The organism is Polynucleobacter antarcticus, from assembly GCF_013307245.1.
GTDB lineage: Bacteria > Pseudomonadota > Gammaproteobacteria > Burkholderiales > Burkholderiaceae > Polynucleobacter > Polynucleobacter antarcticus.
In genome coordinates, this window is sequence record NZ_CP028941.1 from 282,685 (window position 1) to 301,812 (window position 19,128).

The 19,128-nt window shown below is 41.4% G+C and carries 19 protein-coding genes; 16 read left to right on the plus strand and 3 right to left on the minus strand.

The annotated features are described in order from the left end of the window. The first annotated feature begins 2 nt into the window (after window positions 1-2). A complete protein-coding gene (gene waaC, locus DCO16_RS01600) occupies window positions 3-1,160 on the plus strand; it encodes a lipopolysaccharide heptosyltransferase I (RefSeq protein WP_173942041.1) in 1,158 nt (385 codons plus the stop codon). On the opposite strand, the gene DCO16_RS01605 is transcribed toward waaC, so the two are convergent. Both DCO16_RS01605 and DCO16_RS01610 read right to left on the minus strand, forming a co-directional pair. Then, window positions 1,091-2,211, minus strand: a protein-coding gene (locus DCO16_RS01605) for an IS3 family transposase (RefSeq protein WP_173942042.1) whose coding sequence is annotated in 2 segments (ribosomal slippage) — window positions 1,091-1,962 and window positions 1,962-2,211 — 1,122 coding nt in all. Because the reading frame shifts where the segments join, the coding sequence is not laid out codon by codon here. The two genes, waaC and DCO16_RS01605, sit on opposite strands and share 70 nt — an antisense overlap. 371 nt (window positions 2,212-2,582) lie before the next feature. Then, on the minus strand, window positions 2,583-3,152 hold the full coding sequence (locus DCO16_RS01610; protein WP_217426676.1) for a methyltransferase domain-containing protein: 570 nt from the start codon (window positions 3,150-3,152) through the stop codon (window positions 2,583-2,585). 411 nt (window positions 3,153-3,563) lie between these two features. Here DCO16_RS01610 and DCO16_RS01615 point away from each other — a divergent pair, with 411 nt between their 5' ends. After that, a complete protein-coding gene (locus DCO16_RS01615; RefSeq protein ID WP_173942044.1) occupies window positions 3,564-5,120 on the plus strand; it encodes a mannose-1-phosphate guanylyltransferase/mannose-6-phosphate isomerase in 1,557 nt (518 codons plus the stop codon). A 316-nt stretch (window positions 5,121-5,436) separates the two neighbouring features. Continuing rightward, window positions 5,437-6,657 carry a hypothetical protein gene (locus DCO16_RS01620; RefSeq protein ID WP_173942045.1) on the plus strand — a complete coding sequence of 407 codons (1,221 nt, stop codon included), beginning with the start codon at window positions 5,437-5,439 and terminating at the stop codon, window positions 6,655-6,657. 51 nt (window positions 6,658-6,708) lie between these two features. On the opposite strand, the gene DCO16_RS01625 is transcribed toward DCO16_RS01620, so the two are convergent. Continuing rightward, entirely contained in the window at window positions 6,709-7,608 is a 900-nt protein-coding gene (locus DCO16_RS01625; protein ID WP_173942046.1) for a tyrosine-type recombinase/integrase, read from the minus strand. Window positions 7,609-8,086: 478 nt separating this feature from the next. Here DCO16_RS01625 and DCO16_RS01630 point away from each other — a divergent pair, with 478 nt between their 5' ends. The 13 genes from DCO16_RS01630 to DCO16_RS01690 all read left to right on the plus strand — a co-directional run bounded on the left by DCO16_RS01630 (window position 8,087) and on the right by DCO16_RS01690 (window position 19,116). Then, window positions 8,087-8,476: a MarR family EPS-associated transcriptional regulator gene (locus DCO16_RS01630; protein WP_173942047.1), complete on the plus strand. Its 390-nt coding sequence runs from the start codon at window positions 8,087-8,089 to the stop codon at window positions 8,474-8,476. Window positions 8,477-8,625: 149 nt separating this feature from the next. Beyond that, the gene (locus DCO16_RS01635; RefSeq protein WP_173942048.1) at window positions 8,626-9,579 is read left to right on the plus strand and encodes a WxcM-like domain-containing protein; all 954 of its coding nucleotides are present in this window, start codon (window positions 8,626-8,628) and stop codon (window positions 9,577-9,579) included. Further along, window positions 9,576-10,685, plus strand: a complete 1,110-nt coding sequence (locus DCO16_RS01640; RefSeq protein WP_173942049.1) for a DegT/DnrJ/EryC1/StrS family aminotransferase — start codon at window positions 9,576-9,578, stop codon at window positions 10,683-10,685. The genes DCO16_RS01635 and DCO16_RS01640 overlap by 4 nt, the downstream gene beginning before the upstream one ends. Before the next feature lie 23 nt (window positions 10,686-10,708). Continuing rightward, a complete protein-coding gene (locus DCO16_RS01645) occupies window positions 10,709-12,196 on the plus strand; it encodes a lipopolysaccharide biosynthesis protein (protein ID WP_173942050.1) in 1,488 nt (495 codons plus the stop codon). Beyond that, a complete protein-coding gene (locus DCO16_RS01650) occupies window positions 12,196-13,017 on the plus strand; it encodes a hypothetical protein (RefSeq protein ID WP_173942051.1) in 822 nt (273 codons plus the stop codon). Before DCO16_RS01645 ends, DCO16_RS01650 begins: the two co-directional genes overlap by 1 nt. Continuing rightward, window positions 12,990-13,736, plus strand: coding sequence for a 3-deoxy-manno-octulosonate cytidylyltransferase (gene kdsB / locus DCO16_RS01655; RefSeq protein ID WP_173942052.1), 747 nt, complete (start codon window positions 12,990-12,992; stop codon window positions 13,734-13,736). The genes DCO16_RS01650 and kdsB overlap by 28 nt, the downstream gene beginning before the upstream one ends. After that, window positions 13,736-14,386 (plus strand): HAD family hydrolase, encoded by a 651-nt coding sequence (locus tag DCO16_RS01660; protein ID WP_173942053.1) that lies wholly within the window; start codon window positions 13,736-13,738, stop codon window positions 14,384-14,386. The genes kdsB and DCO16_RS01660 overlap by 1 nt, the downstream gene beginning before the upstream one ends. Window positions 14,387-14,388: 2 nt before the next feature. Further along, window positions 14,389-14,865, plus strand: coding sequence for an acyltransferase (locus tag DCO16_RS01665; RefSeq protein WP_217426677.1), 477 nt, complete (start codon window positions 14,389-14,391; stop codon window positions 14,863-14,865). 64 nt (window positions 14,866-14,929) lie between these two features. Further along, on the plus strand, window positions 14,930-15,733 hold the full coding sequence (locus DCO16_RS01670; protein ID WP_173942055.1) for a hypothetical protein: 804 nt from the start codon (window positions 14,930-14,932) through the stop codon (window positions 15,731-15,733). Between the two features lie 19 nt (window positions 15,734-15,752). Then, window positions 15,753-16,712: a hypothetical protein gene (locus DCO16_RS01675; RefSeq protein ID WP_173942056.1), complete on the plus strand. Its 960-nt coding sequence runs from the start codon at window positions 15,753-15,755 to the stop codon at window positions 16,710-16,712. 86 nt (window positions 16,713-16,798) lie between these two features. Continuing rightward, on the plus strand, window positions 16,799-17,581 hold the full coding sequence (gene rfbF, locus DCO16_RS01680; protein WP_173942057.1) for a glucose-1-phosphate cytidylyltransferase: 783 nt from the start codon (window positions 16,799-16,801) through the stop codon (window positions 17,579-17,581). 6 nt (window positions 17,582-17,587) lie between these two features. After that, a complete protein-coding gene (gene rfbG, locus DCO16_RS01685) occupies window positions 17,588-18,688 on the plus strand; it encodes a CDP-glucose 4,6-dehydratase (RefSeq protein WP_173942058.1) in 1,101 nt (366 codons plus the stop codon). Continuing rightward, entirely contained in the window at window positions 18,673-19,116 is a 444-nt protein-coding gene (locus tag DCO16_RS01690; RefSeq protein ID WP_254598068.1) for a dTDP-4-dehydrorhamnose 3,5-epimerase, read from the plus strand. Before rfbG ends, DCO16_RS01690 begins: the two co-directional genes overlap by 16 nt. Window positions 19,117-19,128: the final 12 nt, after the last annotated feature.

Consider the following 19,128-nt stretch of genomic DNA (forward strand, 5'->3'; position numbering starts at 1 on the left):
AAATGACGAGTCAGCAGCCAAACCCATTATCTACAGCAGCTCTAGCGCCCAAGATCTTATTGGTCAAACTGTCTTCTCTTGGGGATGTACTCCATAACTTACCGATTGTGTGGGATTTACGTAAGCGCTTACCGAATGCCCAAATCGACTGGATTGTGGAAGAGGCTTATGTGCATTTGCTAGAACCACTCAAAACAACACATTCATTTAAGGGTATCGATCGCATCATTCCAATAGCGCTTCGGCGTTGGAGAAAGAATCTCTTTTCCATTCAAACCTGGCGTGAGTTTTTTGCCATGCGTAAATTATTACAGTCAGTATCGTATGACACGGTGATTGAAACCCAGGGGCTGCTGAAATCCGCTTTGGTTTGCTCACTGGCCAATAAGTCAAAAGATGCTGTAGTGAGTGGTTTAGGTAATGCTACGGAATATTCAGGTTATGAGCCAATGGCTAGATTCTTCTATACCCAATCGGTGCAGGTGCCAGTTAAATGCCATGCGATTGATCGCTCACGCTGGGTGATGTGCTCGGCATTTAATTGGCCACTGATTGACCGAACTACAGAAGCTCCACAGTTTTACTCCCACAGTTTTGTAACGCAGTTATCTCCACTAATCACTGAGGGTTTACGTAAAGATCCCCATGGTTTACCTGTGCCTTATGTACTGTGTTTTCATTCGACTGCTCGGGTAGCTAAGCGTTGGCCCAACGATCATTGGATTGCTTTAGGTAAAGAGCTATCTAACCATGGTTATCAATTAGTCTTTCCGTGGGGTAACGAGGCTGAGAAAAAAGAAAGTACTTTGATTGCCAGCCAGATTCCAGGGGCAATCGTGCCGAGGGCTTTTTCCATTGAGGAGGCCTATCAATTGGTGGCGCATGCAGCACTGACGATTGGTGTGGATACCGGATTAACCCATTTATCAGCAGTATTGGGTAAACCTACGGTGGAAATCTATTGCGACTCCCCGAAATGGAAGACTGAGGGGTATTGGAGTGGGATGATTGCAAATGTGGGAGACTATAAAAAAGTGCCAAATCTCGAGGAGGTTATGGGTGTGACCTGTCTGGTTTCTTCGGACCATTTTCATTTAGAAACATGGACTCCAGGGTTTAAGTTATTGCGCCATTCAGATACGAACTCTAGCGGGGTTTGATAATCCAAACTGGAGTGCGGTCTGATTAAATTGTAGTGCTTACGCCAAGTTTCAATAATCACCTTGGCATGTTGCCTGCTGTAAAACCAGTTCAAAGCTAAACATTCATCTCTGAACTTGCCATTAAAGCTCTCGTTAGTACCGTTTTGCCAAGGCTTGCCTGGTTCAATGTGTAGGTTATGTAGACCTTTGGCTACAGCCCATTCCAACAAGATAGTACTAATAAACTCCGGGCCGTTGTCACTTCGTAAAACTTTAGGGTAACCCCGCTTTGCAATCACTTCTTCTAATATCTGCACCACTCGCTTACCTTTAATTGAGCCGGCTACATCAATATACAAACTCTCCTTGGTGAACTCGTCTATCAAGGTTAAGCACTTGAGCTTTTGACCATTGGCACAAGCATCAAAGACAAAATCGTATGCCCAGACTTCATTGGGCGCTGTTGCTACAAAGGGTTGCCGGTTGGGACTGCCCATATGATCTTTGCGCTTGCGAGTTCGCTTCTTGGGCATTTGCAGGCCTGCACCAGCCCATATACGGGCAGCACGATCTCGCCCTAATACGATGCCGTCTCGCCGCAAGAAGATTCGGATCCGTCTGGCGCCATAGCGAGGATATTGTTCAGAGTAAGAACGCATTGCAGCAATCACAGGCTGGTCTTTAACCGGCATCCTTTGCTGATACCCAAGGCCTGACCTAGCTACCTGCAATAGCGCACAAGCCCGTCTTTGACTAATCCCGCGATCTACTGCGTAGCGTGCTTGCTCTAATCGAGCTTGCACGCTCACCACTTTTTTGCGGTGATCTCCTTCATCACCTCAATCTCCAGATCCCGCTCTGCCAGAATCTTCTTGAGGCGACTGTTCTCTTGCTCTAACAGCTTTAAGCGTTTGACATCGTCCGTACCCATATCGCCAAACTTCTTCCGCCAGATATAAATCGAGGGCTCACTCACCCCATGGCGTTTAGCCACCTCTGCAACTGGTGCTTTATCGGCCTCTTGCAATATCCGAACAATCTGCTCATCCGTAAATCGGGCTCTCTTCATGTACTACTCCTTTTAGTCAAGGAGGAGTCATTATCTCTAAATTAGTTTGGTCTGAAAATCCCAGGACAGGTCAGGTGCAGTAAGAGCTAGCGGCACAACTATATTGTGATGAAAGTTAGACGAACTATTTGAAAAGCTTTATATCAAGTTCAGCATGGAGAGATCACTAGATATGTTATTTTCTTGATCATGAGGCTATTTGCATAAAAATTTTCCCCTAGTTAGCATGCTTGATAGAGAAACTTTTGCAATACAAGTAGGCTTATAGATCAATACAATGAAACTGATGCTGCGAACCTGCATCTCTCAGGAGGCTTTGCATGAGAGATGCGGTCATTGAGAAAATAACTGAGTTAAATACCCTCTTAGTTTCAGGCTATTTTTTGTAGAATGCTTATCAAATGGGGGGTCTTAATATGTTGACTCACTACTCTAAAGGAGCCCGTGAAGCCATATATTTTAGCCCCTCGTTGAACATCATCAAAATATGATGTGAAGGTGTCATGTGCTATTACATTGACATGGGTTGGATCGCTATGAATCGCAGAATAGGGATAAACCGGTGTGTGCGAAAGAAAATAGCCATTCGGCTTTAGGGTCCGCCAAATCTCGTTCATTAGCTCTACAAAAGGAAACCGACGATTAGGCGCATAGATGACTCTTGGGATGTGCTCTAAGATATCGAATGCAGTGATGTAGTCAAATGCGTTGTCTTCAAAGGGGATAGGCTCAACGGATAAATCCGCACATTTAATCTTCCCCGAAGAGTTATCGCGTATATCAATGCCGTAAGCAAGTTCAGCATTGAATGGGTTTCGCGGGATTGAGCCGCAACCTATATCAAGTGAACTAGTTCCCTGGGCATCTAACTTTCCGTTAATTAGCCCCTTTAAGCATTGATCAACAGATTTAACCTTAGGCAAATCTATCAGGGAGCCCATAGATTTTATGCCTACTCTATAGATCTTAAAGATACGAGGAATTTTAAAAAGCATATTCATGAAGAGTTAGTCTGTTTCCGCTGAGTGTAGGCAAAACTTTTTTAAGGATGAGGCAGCATCTGCCAACACATACACAACAAGCTAAATGTATGTAATGTCACAGAATAACAGAACAAACCTGCATGAAAGTGTGCTTTTGTGATCCCCTCAGCCTAGAGCAATGAGAAGGCAATAAAAATATCAACTGCTTATTAAGTTAATGCCTCTAATGACTCATTAGTGATGTTTATGTCAGATTTAGAGGGCTCTTAGCAGCATTGCGCTGCGCCATTTACACCGATACCTTGTATCGACAATTCACAAAATAATCGCTAATCTATAAAAATCACCATGGATTAGAATGGATGGGAAATGACCATTGAAAGACTACCTACCTCTGTTGCACCAGTCATCCTTTGTGGTGGCTCTGGTACGCGTTTGTGGCCCTTATCGCGCTCAGGCTTCCCAAAGCAGTTTTTAGTGCTCTCTGGTGATGATTCGAGTCAGAGCTTATTTCAGCAGGCGATCACCCGCATTAATGCCATTGCCAGTCCAGAGATTAAATTGGGTTCAACCCTGATTGTGACCAATGAAGAGCACCGCTTTTTAGCTTTAGATCAAATACGAGAACTGAAGGGTATGCAAGCAACGTTCTTACTTGAGCCGGTTGGCCGTAATACAGCACCAGCACTGAGCTTGGCAGCACTACAAGCAGTCACTGCAAAGGGTGCTGAAGACCAAAGTCAGCAAGAGAGCGCTGATCCGATTTTGGTTATTACTCCAGCAGATCAAACCGTTCAGAATCCAGCAGCTTTTGTAAATGCCTTACAAGATTGTGTTGCAGTGGTGGCTGCAGACCAAGATAACAAGACGATCGCTATTTTGGGTATTACGCCAACTGCCCCTGAAACTGGCTATGGTTATATTCAGCGCAATAGTGCTAGAGGCAAAAACAATGAGTTTGCCGTAGCCCAGTTTGTTGAAAAACCTGATACTAAAACAGCACAAGCCTATTTGGCCGATGGCAACTATCTATGGAATAGCGGTATGTTTGTGCTGCGCGCCAGCACCTGGCTTGTGGCCTTAGAGCAATACCGCCCGGATATTGCTAGTGCTACTAAAGCAGCTTGGAATGCTAAAACCACAGATCAATCTGGCGAGGTCACTTTTGTGCGACCAGATAAAGTGCTGTTTACTGCAGTGCCCAGTGAGTCGATTGACTATGCGGTCATTGAAAAGTGTGCTGCTAGCGCTAGTAACCTCAATGGCTCAAAAGATGACGATGCATTCACTGTAAAAATGGTCGAGCTAGATGCTGGCTGGAATGATCTGGGCGCTTGGGATGCGGTGTGGCAAGTCGGCAATAAAGATGGCGAAGGTAATGTCACCAGTGGTGATACCTTAATTTCTAATACTACGAACTCTTTAGTGCATGCAAGCAGTCGCTTGGTCAGTGCTGTAGGTATTGATAATCTGGTCATTATTGAAACGGCTGACGCTGTTTTAGTTGCTGATCGAGCGAATAGTCAAGATGTCAAAAGTATTGTGAGCCAATTGGAAGCTCAAAAGCGCGAAGAGAAGAACTTACATCGCAAAGTAGCCCGCCCTTGGGGTTGGTATGACAGCGTCGATGAAGGTGAGCGCTTTAAAGTGAAGCGCATTCAGGTAAAGCCTGGAGCCAGCCTTTCATTGCAGATGCATCATCACAGGGCGGAGCATTGGATTGTAGTGAAAGGCGTTGCCGAAATTACTAACGGTGATCAAGTACTGACTCTGACTGAGAACCAAAGTACTTATATTCCACAAGGCCAAACCCATCGCTTAGCCAATCCCGGAAAAGAGCCCTTAGAAATTATTGAAGTGCAATCAGGTAGCTATCTTGGTGAGGATGACATTGTGAGGTTTGAAGATACCTATGGCCGCAGCTAAAAACCTCAAATACTCAGCACATTGGCTAAAGTGTCAGGATTGGCGTAACAATCACTACGATTTGGTTTTGCACCAAATGGCTAGCTGGACTCAATATGATTGTTAGTGGTGTCTAATTATTGCCTCTTAATATAATGCTTAGTTGTTTTAAAGCCTTTTCTCAGGATTAGTCACTTATAATTACGATTAGTATTTATAAAGAATTTAAATAAAAAACATCACTGCAATCAAGCGATGTAAATAGAGTAATAACTTTAGAGCGACACCCCATTCTTTACTATATTTAAGTTTTAGCTCCCTAAACCTACGCACCTTAATGAATACACCAAAATCTTCTTATTCAGACCAAGCAGATACTCGCGAGAATGCCGAGAGTGAAATCTCCCTTCTCGACATTATTGATTTTGTTCAAAGTGCCTGGAAAAAGCTCGCTATTGCCGCAGTAGTGGGTGCTATTTTGGGCCTAGCCTATTGGTTTTTTCTAGTTGGGTACACTGCGCAGCTCGTGCTGCTAAACAACAACAACAACAACAACAGTTATGCTTTGGACATCGTATCTTGGCGTACCGTGCAAAAAAGCCTGCCTAACCTAGCGGCACAAATTGTGGTCGAGGGAGGGCTCAAGGACCAAGAGTTATCCCAGTACCGGACTATGAGCGATGAACTCTGGTGGCAAAAGAATGTCCTGCCAACCTATGCGCTCTCTAAGGCTGACACTAAGGACCTTGCAGCTATTGGTAAGGATCTCGATGGCGCGGCAACTACCATTCTCAGTTTGACCATTAATTCAGGCGGTGCCACAGAGCAAAAATCGGTGGAGGCAGTTAAGCTTTCAGGAGATTTTTTGCGTAGCGGTTCTGCCTACCTGCAGCTCAGAGGTTTGATTAATGGCTACGAGAGCAACGCTACAGCCCAGGTAGCAGAGATAAACCGCCGAATTACTTCAGCCAAGATCGATCTACAGTTTTTGAACTCACGCGCTCAAAATCTTGAGGAGCTACGCAAACGCTTTCCTCAAAATACCACCGCCTCTGGCCAGGTGGTTGATGCCAAGGATTCAGGAGCTAAGTACCTACCTATCACTACCCAGATTATTGCGGTCAATAATGACATCAACGGCAATAAGGAGCTACTGGATCGTATGCAGATCAAATTAGCCCAAATTGGCATCATCAATAATTTTTTGTCCCAAGCATTACCGCTAATGGATCAGAATCGTGATGGGTTAATGGTTGCCAAGCAGCTCCTAGATATCAACAGCGTGATGCTACAAAAGGTCAGCCCCAATGACCCCAGCGCTTTGGAGGCCTTACAAGGTCTGCGAAGTGAGATCGTGAGTATTCAAAATCGCTTTACTAAGAGCTTAGAAGCCAATAGCGCACCCACCAGCAAGAAGCGCGGGATGATTAAATCCGCTGCCAGTGGCTTAGCTGTAGCCTTTTTCCTTGCGTTGATGGTACTGCTAGGTCAACGTGTATGGGCTAGCGTTAAGGCGAGCGAAAGTAGCCCAATAAAACCAGACAGGTCAGCTCTCTAAAAAATCATTAGAAGTATTTGGTACGCTTACTTATGAGTTATCAGCTATAAGTTATTTCATAACTTGGTATTGTTCGAGGTAGCGCATGACAGTATCCGATTTACTCCATCTACCTCGGTTCATGATAGTGGGCATGCTGGCACCAGAGGCGAGTAAGTCTTGCGCTGCACCAATGCGGAATGAGTGACCACTGATTTTTTTAATCATGGTGGTGTCGAGATTCGAAGCCATTGCGATGCGCTTATAAATCCGGTTGATTTGACTGCCGCTGAGGGATTCTGTAACCTTCCCCCAATGATCGACACCGCGCAATAAAAAGCCATCCGTGATCTTTGCGGCATCACACCAGCACTCAATGCTCGCAACGGTTTGGGTTTGAAGTGCTATCCAGCGACCCCTTAACTCCTGATCTACTTTGCTTTTGCGTAGCAAGATGCTGTGATGGATGCCATTTGCCTCTCGCTGGGCTAAATCAAGTGCTAATAATGACACCAGTTCACTGCGCCGACAAAGTGTGTCATACGCCAATTGAATCAGCACGGCATCACGCAAGCCGCGCAGCGATCCATCAAGGCTACCCAGCATGCGCGTCAGCATTTCTTGTCGAATGCCAAAGGCTTGATTTGATGATCGACCAATACTACGGTGCATCCGTTTCATCGCCAAGCGTACCTCAGGCTCCTTGCTTGGATCCGGCAAGCGATTGAGTAAATGCAGCGCTGAAATCCCCACAATGGCCCGCCGAATACTAGCCGATGATCGGCCTGTTGCGCTCATGAATACGATAAACGCGGCTACCGACAAGGAGCTCGCAGGCAGAGCGGGTTCATTACGAGACTCGCAAAATACGATGAATGCCTTAAAGTCAGCAACGTATGCCCGAATAGTCGCTGGAGCATAGGCACCATCGATTCGGATGATGGTGTCATGGAGTATTTCAACAGGGTTCATGGATTAAATCAAAAGGAAATAAGAATGCTCATCCTAGTGACCCTCTTGAGTGGCGCCTATAGTCAAATAAAGATACCGCCCATCAGAAGATCCGCACCCATCAGTCAGAAAGAACGCACATCGCATTGGAAGGGGTGTAAAAGATATTGAGTTTGGAGTAAGAAAAGCGCCGCGGAAAAAACAGCCTAATCCATTCAGTGCTTGAGCTAACCCTGGTTCCCGCCATGCCTACCCTTGACCCCAGTGGCAGGTTAGCAATAAAAAATACATACTGGCAAAAATCAAGGGTTAACCCTAATATAAGACCACATCTGAAATAAACTGTTCTTTTTTTGAACAAGTTCATTACAACGGTTATAATGATTTGATGTTGACAAGTCGGCCATTCAAGCATTGAAGCTTTGATGGCATCAAATTAGTCTTCAACACATTGCAGTTAAACCGCTTCAGCCGCATAACGTAAAACACTAAAGCCCTAATGCCTTCAGACGAAATCCAACTTCACGTCTTGCGCGCCATCGAGTCCAACCCTGGACTCACGCAGCGTCAGCTAGCTCAAGTATTGGGCGTGAGTCTCGGTAAAGCTCACTACTGTATCAATGCCTTAATTGATAAAGGTCTAGTGAAGATGGGGAACTTTAGTCACAACCAAAAAAAGATGGACTACGCCTACCTGCTGACGCCCCAAGGAATCAAAAGCAAAACAGCCCTAACGACGCACTTCTTACAGCGCAAGATGGCGGAGTACGAGGCTCTGCGGTTGGAGTTAGAGCGAACCACTGCAGTGCCGCAGGGGCACATTTCAGCACAGCAAACAGCCGGGACGCGCATTGATGAGGGTGCCTCCCTATCGCCGGCACACCAGTAAGCGAAATGATCGAGAACGCCATGCCCATGCAACCGCCCACGAACATACTTAACTCAAGCAAACGCTCTATTGCATTGGAGTGTAGTTACGAAGCGCGGGATCGGGCATTAGCGGGCTTGATGCTTAATAAAAATATAAAAGAGTATTAAATGAGTAATATTCAGATTCACACATTAAGTGACGTACAGTCAGAGGCAATTGGTGATGGAACTCGAGTTTGGCAGTATTGCGTTATTTTCCCAAAGGCAACAGTTGGTAAAAATTGTAATATTTGCGCTCAAGTGCTTATTGAAAATGATGTAGTTATTGGCGATCATGTGACAATTAAAAGTGGCGTTCAATTATGGGATGGAACCCGTATTGGCAATCGGGTTTTTATTGGCCCAAATGCAACTTTTACCAATGATCAGTTTCCTAGAAGCAAGCAATATCCTAACCAATTTTTAATAACTGAAATAAAGGATGGTGCCAGTATTGGAGCAAATGCAACGATACTTCCCGGTCTTACTATTGGGGAGGGCGCCATGGTTGGTGCCGGTGCAGTTGTTACCAGAAATATTCCGCCTCATGCCATCGTTGTTGGAAATCCAGCTGTTATAACGGGCTATGTTGGCGCCAATAATACAAAACCTGATAATCAATACTCTGCATCAATAGACTTGACTGAAAACTCTAAAAGTTTAGGTGTTGGGGCTTGTGTTTTATACAGGCTTCCGCTTGTCCCGGATATACGAGGTAATTTATCGGTAGCCGAATATGAAAAGCAAATTCCATTTATACCTAAGCGGTGTTTTTGGGTATTCGATGTTCCTAGTCGTGAAGTACGGGGAGAGCATGCACATAAAAAACTTCATCAATATTTGATATGTGTAAAGGGTTCTGTTAATGTAGTTCTGGATGATGGCGTTAACAAGACAGAGTTAATTCTTGATAAACCCAATCTAGGTTTACACATTCCGCCCAGGGTCTGGGGAATTCAATATAAATATTCCGCAGATGCAGTGCTTTTGGTTTTGGCGTCAGATGCCTATCATGCTGATGATTATCTTCGTGATTATGTCGAGTTCATTTCTCATATTAATTCTCAGACTGCCCAGTCATGATTCCATTTTTAGATCTTAAAACAATTAACTTAAGGCAAAAAGAGCGGCTTCAAGAGGCATTAGATCGCGTGCTCGATTCTGGCTGGTTAATTTTAGGTAAGGAGGTTGAAATATTTGAGAAGGAGTTTGCTGACTATTGCGGGACCAAGTTTTGTATTGGTGTTGCTAATGGGCTTGATGCACTCAATTTAGTATTAAGGGCATGGGGAATAGGGATTGGTGATGAGGTGATTGTTCCTTCGAATACTTACATAGCAACTTGGTTGGCGGTAAGTCAAACTGGCGCAACTCCGATTCCCGTAGAGCCCAATATCCATTCATACAATTTAGATCCCTCTCTAATAGAAGGCGCCATTACATCTCGAACTAAAGCAATTATTCCAGTGCACTTATATGGCCATGCTGCTGAAATGGCTCCAATTATGGATATCGCACGCCGTAATAATTTAAAGGTTCTTGAGGATGCGGCTCAAGCACACGGAGCAATTTTTCAAGGGAATAAAGTGGGTGGGCTTGGCGATGCAGCTGCTTTTAGTTTTTATCCTGGCAAAAATCTTGGGGCCTTGGGGGATGGAGGGGGCATCACTACCAACGATCCAGTACTAGCCCAAAAACTGAAGATCTTGCGTAACTACGGTTCGGAGGCAAAGTATCAGAACAGTATTAAAGGATTTAATTCGCGCTTAGATGAGATTCAGGCAGCTTTTCTGAGGGCGAAGTTAGGGCGCCTTGATGAGGACAATCGTAGACGACAATTTATTGCAAAAAGTTATGAGAATGCATTTCAAGGTCTGAAAAATATAATATTACCTATTGCAAATTCTTCGAATGAATGCGTTTGGCATTTGTATGTAATTCGACACCCAAAGAGAGATTTGTTTATGCAATTTCTAGCCAAGAATCAGGTAGCGGCTATGATTCATTACCCAATCCCGCCCCATTTGCAGCCGGCTTACCAAGATTTAGGATTTATTGAGGGGTCATTTCCGATCTCAGAAGAGATTCATCGTACTTGTATTAGTTTGCCGATTGGCCCAACAATGACTGATGATGATATCGAGTCAGTAATAGTCGCCGTTACAAATAGCTCAAATGAGTGTGCCTAGGTCTAGAGTGCAAATAATATCTTGTGAGAGCATTTAATTTTCGCGATTTAGTTAGGCACGGCCTTATATATGGCGTTGGAGGGATTGCGCAATCTGCCTTAGGATTCATCTTGCTCCCAATCCTTACAGCAAGGATGAGTGAATCGGAGTTTGGGGTTTATTCCTTAGTTTTGATGGCGGCTACTATCGCTGGCGCAATTTTCTACTTGGGTATGACTTCTGCTATGCCAAGATCATATTTTGATAGCAATGAGGAAATAAAACGAAAATCAATTTTTACTACTGCTTTCCTCATATTGCTGATGGGGGCAATAGGTCAAATACTGATTGGGTGCCATTTCGGGCCTTTTATTGCAAAATTAATTCTCAAATCTAGTGGCGATAAATATGTGCTCGCTATCGAGTGGGCTTTTTTTGGAAGTGCGCTTACCTTTGTAAATCAATATTTCTTTTCCTATCTTCGCCTTAAGAGGTACTCAATAGCCTCTGTGTTCTTGAGTATTGGAGGATTGGTCTCCGGAGTTTTATTGACGATTTACTTTCTAAATGTTGATAGTGAAATTCTGGTGAGTCCATTCAAGGCGATAGCGTATTCTCAAATTTTAATCGCATCTATTATTCTGCTTTTGTATGGAAGGGAAATGTTTATTTGGCGGATTGCCTTTGAAGAGTGCAAACCACTTATACATTTTGGACTTCCAACAGTTTTAACAAGTTTTGGAGTAATGGCATTAGATTGGGCCGACCGCATCATTATTGAGCGATATATGTCATTTGCTGACGTTGGACTTTATTCTGCTGCAATTAGGGTAAGCGGATTGATGGGTGTTCTGCTCATAACCCCATTTACACAAATTTGGTCACCCATGATGTTTGAATATCAAAAAAATAGAAATATAAAGGAAATAACTTCTAAAGTTTTGTCATACTTTTTAATATTAGGCGGCATCCTCCTTGCATTTATATCTCCATTTTCAGTAGAAATACTCCATTTTTTAATAAAATATGAAATTACACAAACTCTTATTTTTACATTTTTAACTTTGGCGTTAGCAAGCTTGATAAATGGAACTGCGAACATAGTGGTGGCAGGAATATTTTACGAAAGAAAAGTTTATTTTATGCCGCTAATTTACTCTTCAATTGCTGCTATAAAAATTGCACTAAATATTTTTTTGATTCCAATTTTTGGAATTGGGGCTGCAGCTTTTAGTGCATTAATTGCATCTATATTGATACCCTGCACTATTTATTATTTTGCTAAAAGATTTTTTAGTTTTAAAATTGAGTGGAATAAGTTATTGAGATTATTATTTATTATATTAATTATTATATTATCTATATTATATCAGCCACAAGACAGATCAGTTAATAATTATTTAACCCAAATATTTTCGTCGCTTGCAATCTTCCTTGCAATTTATATTTTCTGCCTCTCTGCAACTGAAAAAAAATATCTAGAAAATATATTTATTAGGCTAAAATATGCTGTTAAAAAGGGAATTAAATAATGTATTTACCCATTAAAAAATCGATTTTTAACAGCACCCTATCACTTGGATATGCAATAAGCATCGGGATACCAATAATGTTGTTGGGTTATTGCAAGGATAAGATTGCTCTAAATAGGAACATGAATGATGTTATTTTCAATGATCTAAGGTTATTTGGCTTGCATAAATTTCCAGATTTAGTTCCATCTGCTGAGGTGAAGGTCCTTCTTGAGGATTTTGAAAATTTAAAGAGATCTACAGTTGTTGATGTGAGCGGACAATTATCTGGGCGAATTTTTTCCCATGGGATTTTATCGCCCTTATTGGGTAAATATGCTGAAATAATAAAGCCACATGCGATCAAATTTTTTAATACAGAGCAGGTTAAAGTGGAAATTTCATATTATCAGGAGAGTTATCCTCAGAGGGATCTAGAAAGCGTTCCAGGCGGCGATTTTCATGTCGATGACAATAAAGCGAACCTTAAATATTTTATATATTTGTCCGATGTTAATGAGGAGAGCGGGCCTTTTTCATGTGTCCCATCCACTGGAAGTTGGAAACTAAGGAATAGCATTCTTAGAGGAGTATTGTGGGAGCTAACAAAAAATAGAAAATACTTATATGATTTTCTTATTAGCCATTCCGGTTGCAGTAAAAATGAAAAGAAAATTTTAGGTATATCTGGCACTCACTTTTTGGTTGATACCACGTCAATGCATAGAGCAAGCCCGGTGTTGATCGGATTAAGAAGGGTGGCGGTAATTAGCTTTAATAGAGGGAATCAGACGAGTCAAAACGGGGGCAAAGGATGGATGTTGCAAAAAAAGTTGGCCTAATTCCAGTCAGACTTGAAAGTTCTAGACTACCCAAAAAAGCTATTCTAGACATTGCAGGGAGACCAATGATAGTCCATGTTGCTAAAAGAGCGGCCATGGCAAGGTTGTTGGATGAGGTAATTGTATGCACCGACAGCGAAGAAATTGCAAATATATGTCTAGATAATTCCATAAAAATCATATTGACTAAGTCAAGTCATATAAATGGGACCGAAAGAATAGCGGAAGCCTCTGATGGCCTGAATTTAAATGAAAAAGATATCATTATTGATATTCAAGGAGATGAGCCATTATTAATGCCGCAGATGATAGATAATGTCATTAAATTCATGGAAAATAATCCTGTAAATGATATTGTTGTCCCATATATAACTATTTCTGATGGATTATCTCCAAATCGCGTCAAGATTGTAGAAAGCAACGGAAGAATTTATTATATGAGCCGTGCTTCTGTTCCTTATTCATTTCTAGAGTCTACCCACATTAAGAAGCACTTAAGTATTATAGGGTTTAAAAGGCAAGCGTTATCAAAATTTTATGAATGTAAACAATCTCCGCTAGAGAGAGTCGAGGGGATTGAATTGTTAAGAGCTCTTGAAAATGGGCTTATAGTTGGAACGTATGAGGAGCATGGCGAGTCGCTTGCAGTAGATACGCGCGACGACTATGATCAAGTCAACAGATTGATGTTGAGAGACTCACTTTTTGGAAAGTATTGATGATTCATATTTGCTTTGATCTTGATGGAACCTTAATTGATTCAATTCCGTTAATGAGAGCTAGCTGGGAAAATTTATGCTCCAAATTGGATTTAAAAATTGGCTGGAGTATTTATAAAAAAAATATTGGGCTCCCATTTGATAAAATATGTGAGAATTTAAATATTGTGACTTTGAAGGAGGAGGTTAGGGAGCTTTATTTTTCATTCAATAAGAAAAATATTGCGCTCATAGAGCCGATGCCAGGATTGTGGGAATGTATTGATTGGATTAATTTGGAAAATGTTGAGTGGTCTATCATCACCTCAAAACCAAGATATACTACATATGACATCTTAAATAAATTTGAATTAAATCCCGCGTTTGTAATAACTTGCGATGATACTCCATTGGGGAAGCCTACCATATTACCAGCTGATTTATTGAGGGAAAATATTAGCGATGAGGTAAACAAAATTTATTATATTGGAGATACAATTGTCGACCATATTTTCTCTTTAAATGCAAATTTTAAATTTATTGAATTTATTGATTCGAGGAATTCGGATTATATTTTCGAAGATAAAAAATCAGGATTTATACTAAATAACAGACCAAAAATACATAATTTAAAAGATATTAAAAATTTAATTAAAATGAATGGCTATTGATCTTGTATAGAAAATTAAAGCATCTAATCATTGATTTTTTTGAGTGGCTTGGCTTTATTCATCGATATAGATGGCATGTCAATGGCGATTCAGACAGGCTCATATTGGCTGACAAGGAAATTTTAAAGGGAGAAAGAACTGGGTATGCAAACGTTCTTTTCAATACAAGATCTGGATATGTCTACATAGGTAAAAATGTAATTTTTGGACATGATTGTCAGATACTAACGGGTAGGCATATCGATAATTATTCATCCCCATTAACATTTAAACCAACACCAAGTGAAGGTTACGATATCAATATTAAAGACGGGGTATGGATTACATCAAGAGTAATCGTAACGGGTGGTGTAACCATTGGTGAGAATACTACAGTGCTTCCAGGCTCAGTAGTCACAAAAGATTTGCCTTCCAATTCTATAGTTGGAGGCGTTCCCGCCAAGTTTTTAAGATTGAAAGTATTGCGCGATGATGGCTAATTTCCTAAGACTGATAGTTCATAAAATTAGAGTATTTTTTTGGCTTATTCGACCCAAAACTACTATGTTAGATTTTCTTGGAGAATCTTTTTTGTCGGTATCTGCTCGATGGCAAGGAGAACTTCATCCTATATTATCTTATATCTGTCTTTACGATGTGCTCAGGCAGCTAAATTTTAAGGGCAAGTTTCTGGAATTGGGGGGCGGTTATTCAACTGTATTGGCAGCAAACATTTTTAACCCCCAAGAGGTAAGCATTGCTTCTGTTGATTTAAATCCTTCCAAGTACAACCGCATTTTAAATTCAGTACATTCTAAGCAAAGATTCCTGTCTTCTATAAGTAGCATCCAGGCGCCAACCGTCACGCTAGCTGAAGCATTCGCTGGGCTTGAGGCGGTACGCGTTTCTTTAAAAGATTTTGATAGGGCCGCTGTAGAGTTATCAATTAGAAAATTCATCAGCTCAGAAAATATTTCCAAGCAATTTACTGATTTAATTTTTTCTGAAAATGGCGATGATCTAAAAGAGATAATCATGTCTCACCCCAGTTATGTTGGTGACTTGAAATTTTATGAGGGCACAAAAAGTTTATTAGGTACAGCATATTGTTCTTATTTGGTGGAGCGGAACTATAAGGCGGATGCAATATTCTTTGATTGTGGTGAAGTATCAAGTATTGGGGAGTGGCATTTAATGTGGCAGACCATACAGATTGGTGGATTTGCGTTGCTTCATGATATTTACTATCCTAAATCAATTAAGAATTTTTTAGTTGCCACTTACATAGATCTATCGCCAAACTGGAGCATTCTCTATACAGATTCTCAATCTACTCAGGGCGCTTTAATTGCTCAAAGAGTAGCATAAATACATTTAGGTAAACATATTGAGTCAATATGCCAAGCCCTCGTTTTGTGTTGTTGATATATCTGGCTATTCGTTCACAGGAAAGAGTGCCTTCTTTGATTTGCTGTGTGAGTTTGATGGATTTTTCCATCATTCAAAAGAGTTTGAGTTTGATTTACTCAGGGTGCGCGGCGGGATTCTAGATTTGAAATTTGCGCTAGTAGATTCTTGGTCGCCAATTCGATCCTCAGAAGCCATAATGGCTTTTTATCACCTGATCACAACAATTGGCGGAAATAAATCAACGTACTCTAGGCTATTCCGATCTGGCGCACATTACGATCACTACTTTCCTGGATTTACGGAAATTTCACTAAAGTTTATTGATTCTTTAGTTTGCGCAAAATGGAATTGTGAATGGCCATATCCATTGTATGGAAAGAGTAAATGGCATATATGTTTTACCAAGGCCATGCAAAAAATCGGATGCATGAGAGAGAATCAATTTTTTCTATCGCGCATGACTGCCGAAGAATTTTATGTTCGCACTCGACTTTATTTTAATGAGCTTTTTAGAGGGCTTGAAAAAAAGTCATACTCAAAAATTCTTTTAAGTAATGCTTTTGAGCCTTTTGCGCCACTACAATCTGTTGCCCTTTTTGATCATGCTAAGTCAATCATTGTTGATAGAGATCCCCGGGATATCTATCTCTCAGCACTAATGGCAGGGAGAATTGCAGGATCTAAAGTGGGGCAAGCCGTAACAGGAGGGGGTGTTCAGACATTTATAGATAGGTTCAGGATTTATCGGTCCAAAATGGACGATCAGAACCCAAATATCTACCGTACAAATTTTGAATCCCTTGTTCTTAACTATGATGAAGAGCTTTTAAGGATTCGCCATTTTTTGGGGACTGAAAACCTTACTCATTCGCAAAAAGGTGCTTACTTCAGTCCGAATGAGTCGGACAAAAAATATTGGCCAATGGAAAATGCATAAATGCAAAAACTATTTTAGTGATGTGGAATTAATAAAATCAGAGCTTTTAGAATTTTGTATAGAAATTTGAATATTTGGTGGATGATATGAAAAAAAATAAAGTATTAATATTGGCAGGTGGTCTTGGCACACGACTATCTGAAGAGACTGACCTTCGACCAAAGCCCATGGTTGAGATTGGTGGAAGGCCGATGTTGTGGCACATTATGAAACTGTACTCACGCTATGGCTTCAATGATTTTGTTGTTCTTTTGGGTTTCAAGGGCTACTTTATTAAAGAGTATTTTTCTAATTACTTCCTTCATCGAAGTGATATCACTATTGACTTAAGCAGCAATCAGCTGACTATTCACAATAATCAAAGCGAGCCCTGGAAAATAACATTGATTGATACGGGCGAGCACACTATGACTGGGGGGCGAATAAAAAGGGCTCAGGATTATATTGGGCAGAATCGGTTCATGTTGACTTATGGTGATGGTTTAAGTGACATTGATATGCGAAGCGAGCTGGAATTTCACGAAAGTCATGGTAAATCGGTAACTATGATTTCAGTTCAGCCGGATGGAAGGTTTGGAACTTTTGAAGCCGATTCAAGTGGATTGGTATCGCGTTTTTTAGAAAAGCCAAAAGGTGATGGGTCTTGGATTAATGGAGGTTTTTTTATTTGCGAACCGAAAGTCTTTGACTATTTGAATCAAGGAGATGCCACTGTTTTTGAACAAACACCCTTGCAGCAATTGGCAAATGAAGGGGAACTATATTCATACAGGCATTCAGGATTTTGGAAATGTATGGATACATTGCGAGATAAGAATGAGCTTAATGCAATGTGGAATTCTGGCAACGCACCGTGGAAGACATGGTAAAAAATTATGTTTAATAATGTTTATTGCGGCAAAAAAGTTTTAATTACCGGCAATACGGGCTTCAAGGGAAGTTGGCTAACGGAATGGTTGCTCCGGCTAGGGGCTACCGTAGTGGGATATTCAATAGATATTCCAACTACACCCTCCATGTTTGAGGATTCTAGTCTAGAGTCAAGGATAAAACATTATTTCGGTGACGTTAGAGATTACCCCCTGTTGAAAGGTATCATAGATTTGGAAAAGCCAGACTTTATTTTTCATCTTGCTGCGCAAGCAATTGTTTCCGTATCTTATGATGAACCAGTTGAAACAATTTCAACAAATGCAATTGGTAGCATTAATGTATTGGAGGCGGTTAGAAGAATTGATTGGCCTTGCATCGTGATCATGATTACCAGTGATAAAGCCTACGATAACGTTGAGTGGGTTTGGGGGTATCGCGAAACGGATGCCGTAGGTGGTAACGATATATATAGCGGTTCAAAAGGAGCCGCAGAAGTGCTGATCAACTGCTACCTAAAATCTTTTTTTCTTAAACAGGATCTGGTGAGGGTGGGCATTGGACGTGCAGGCAATGTAATTGGGGGCGGTGATTGGGCTAAAGATCGAATAGTAGTTGATATTATGCGATCATGGAGCAAGGGGGTCCCGGTAAAAATTAGGAGCCCACAGGCAACTCGACCATGGCAACATGTATTGGAGCCATTAAGTGGGTATCTAAATTTAGGCATGAAATTATATGAGAGTAATTCCTTGAATGGCGAGGCATTCAATTTTGGTCCACGCACGGAGCAAAATAGAACGGTTGTTGAGCTACTTCAAGATTTAGCTAAGCAGTGGGGTTTTGATGATATGGGCAATGCGTATCAAGTTGTTGATAGTATCCCATTCCATGAGGCCGGACTTTTGAAACTAAATTGCGATAAAGCTATGTTTTATATGAAATGGGAGGCGAATTTAAGCTACGCCGAAACAGTAGAATTTATTTCGAATTGGTATAAAGTTTATTTTGACGGCGCTAAAGATTTAAGTTTAGTTACGCTAGATCAGCTGGGTAAGTATGAAGCTCTAGCTAAGAATCGAGGTAGATCTTGGGCTCTAAATTAATTCAGGGCGTGCAGGTAGCGCCCCTTTCTATAGTGCACCATCCGCAAGGAAATATTATGCATGCCTTGAAATCTAGCTCACCTGGATTTTGTGGCTTTGGAGAGGCTTACTTTTCTTTTGTGCACAAGGATGAAATTAAAGGCTGGAAAAAGCATAAAAGATTTGCGCTTAATATAGTTGTGCCCGTTGGAGGAATTCGCTTTGTCGCACATGATGATCGACATAACTCCTGTACAAAGGGCAATTTCTTTGATGTTATTTTAGGTGTGGGTTTCCAATACTCTCGTTTGACTATTCCCCCTGGCGTATGGGTTTCTTTTCGCGGTATTGAAGATCTAAATTTGTTGATGAATATTATTCCTGAGGAGCATGATCCAACTGAGTCGGAAAATATCACACTAAATTCCATTTCTTACGCCTGGGTATAGCTCGATGAAGCG

What these genes read in the sequence shown, in the direction of transcription:
- DCO16_RS01620 (WP_173942045.1), top strand. Translation starts at nt 5,437, where the DNA reads ATGAATACACCAAAATCTTCTTATTCAGACCAAGCAGATACTCGCGAG.
- DCO16_RS01660 (WP_173942053.1), top strand. Translation starts at nt 13,736, where the DNA reads ATGATTCATATTTGCTTTGATCTTGATGGAACCTTAATTGATTCAATT.
- DCO16_RS01640 (WP_173942049.1), top strand. Translation starts at nt 9,576, where the DNA reads ATGATTCCATTTTTAGATCTTAAAACAATTAACTTAAGGCAAAAAGAG.
- DCO16_RS01650 (WP_173942051.1), top strand. Translation starts at nt 12,196, where the DNA reads ATGTATTTACCCATTAAAAAATCGATTTTTAACAGCACCCTATCACTT.
- kdsB (WP_173942052.1), top strand. Translation starts at nt 12,990, where the DNA reads ATGGATGTTGCAAAAAAAGTTGGCCTAATTCCAGTCAGACTTGAAAGT.
- DCO16_RS01610 (WP_217426676.1), bottom strand. Translation starts at nt 3,152, where the DNA reads ATGGGCTCCCTGATAGATTTGCCTAAGGTTAAATCTGTTGATCAATGC.
- rfbG (WP_173942058.1), top strand. Translation starts at nt 17,588, where the DNA reads ATGTTTAATAATGTTTATTGCGGCAAAAAAGTTTTAATTACCGGCAAT.
- DCO16_RS01615 (WP_173942044.1), top strand. Translation starts at nt 3,564, where the DNA reads ATGACCATTGAAAGACTACCTACCTCTGTTGCACCAGTCATCCTTTGT.
- DCO16_RS01670 (WP_173942055.1), top strand. Translation starts at nt 14,930, where the DNA reads ATGTTAGATTTTCTTGGAGAATCTTTTTTGTCGGTATCTGCTCGATGG.
- DCO16_RS01635 (WP_173942048.1), top strand. Translation starts at nt 8,626, where the DNA reads ATGAGTAATATTCAGATTCACACATTAAGTGACGTACAGTCAGAGGCA.
- DCO16_RS01625 (WP_173942046.1), bottom strand. Translation starts at nt 7,608, where the DNA reads ATGAACCCTGTTGAAATACTCCATGACACCATCATCCGAATCGATGGT.
- DCO16_RS01630 (WP_173942047.1), top strand. Translation starts at nt 8,087, where the DNA reads ATGCCTTCAGACGAAATCCAACTTCACGTCTTGCGCGCCATCGAGTCC.
- waaC (WP_173942041.1), top strand. Translation starts at nt 3, where the DNA reads ATGACGAGTCAGCAGCCAAACCCATTATCTACAGCAGCTCTAGCGCCC.
- rfbF (WP_173942057.1), top strand. Translation starts at nt 16,799, where the DNA reads ATGAAAAAAAATAAAGTATTAATATTGGCAGGTGGTCTTGGCACACGA.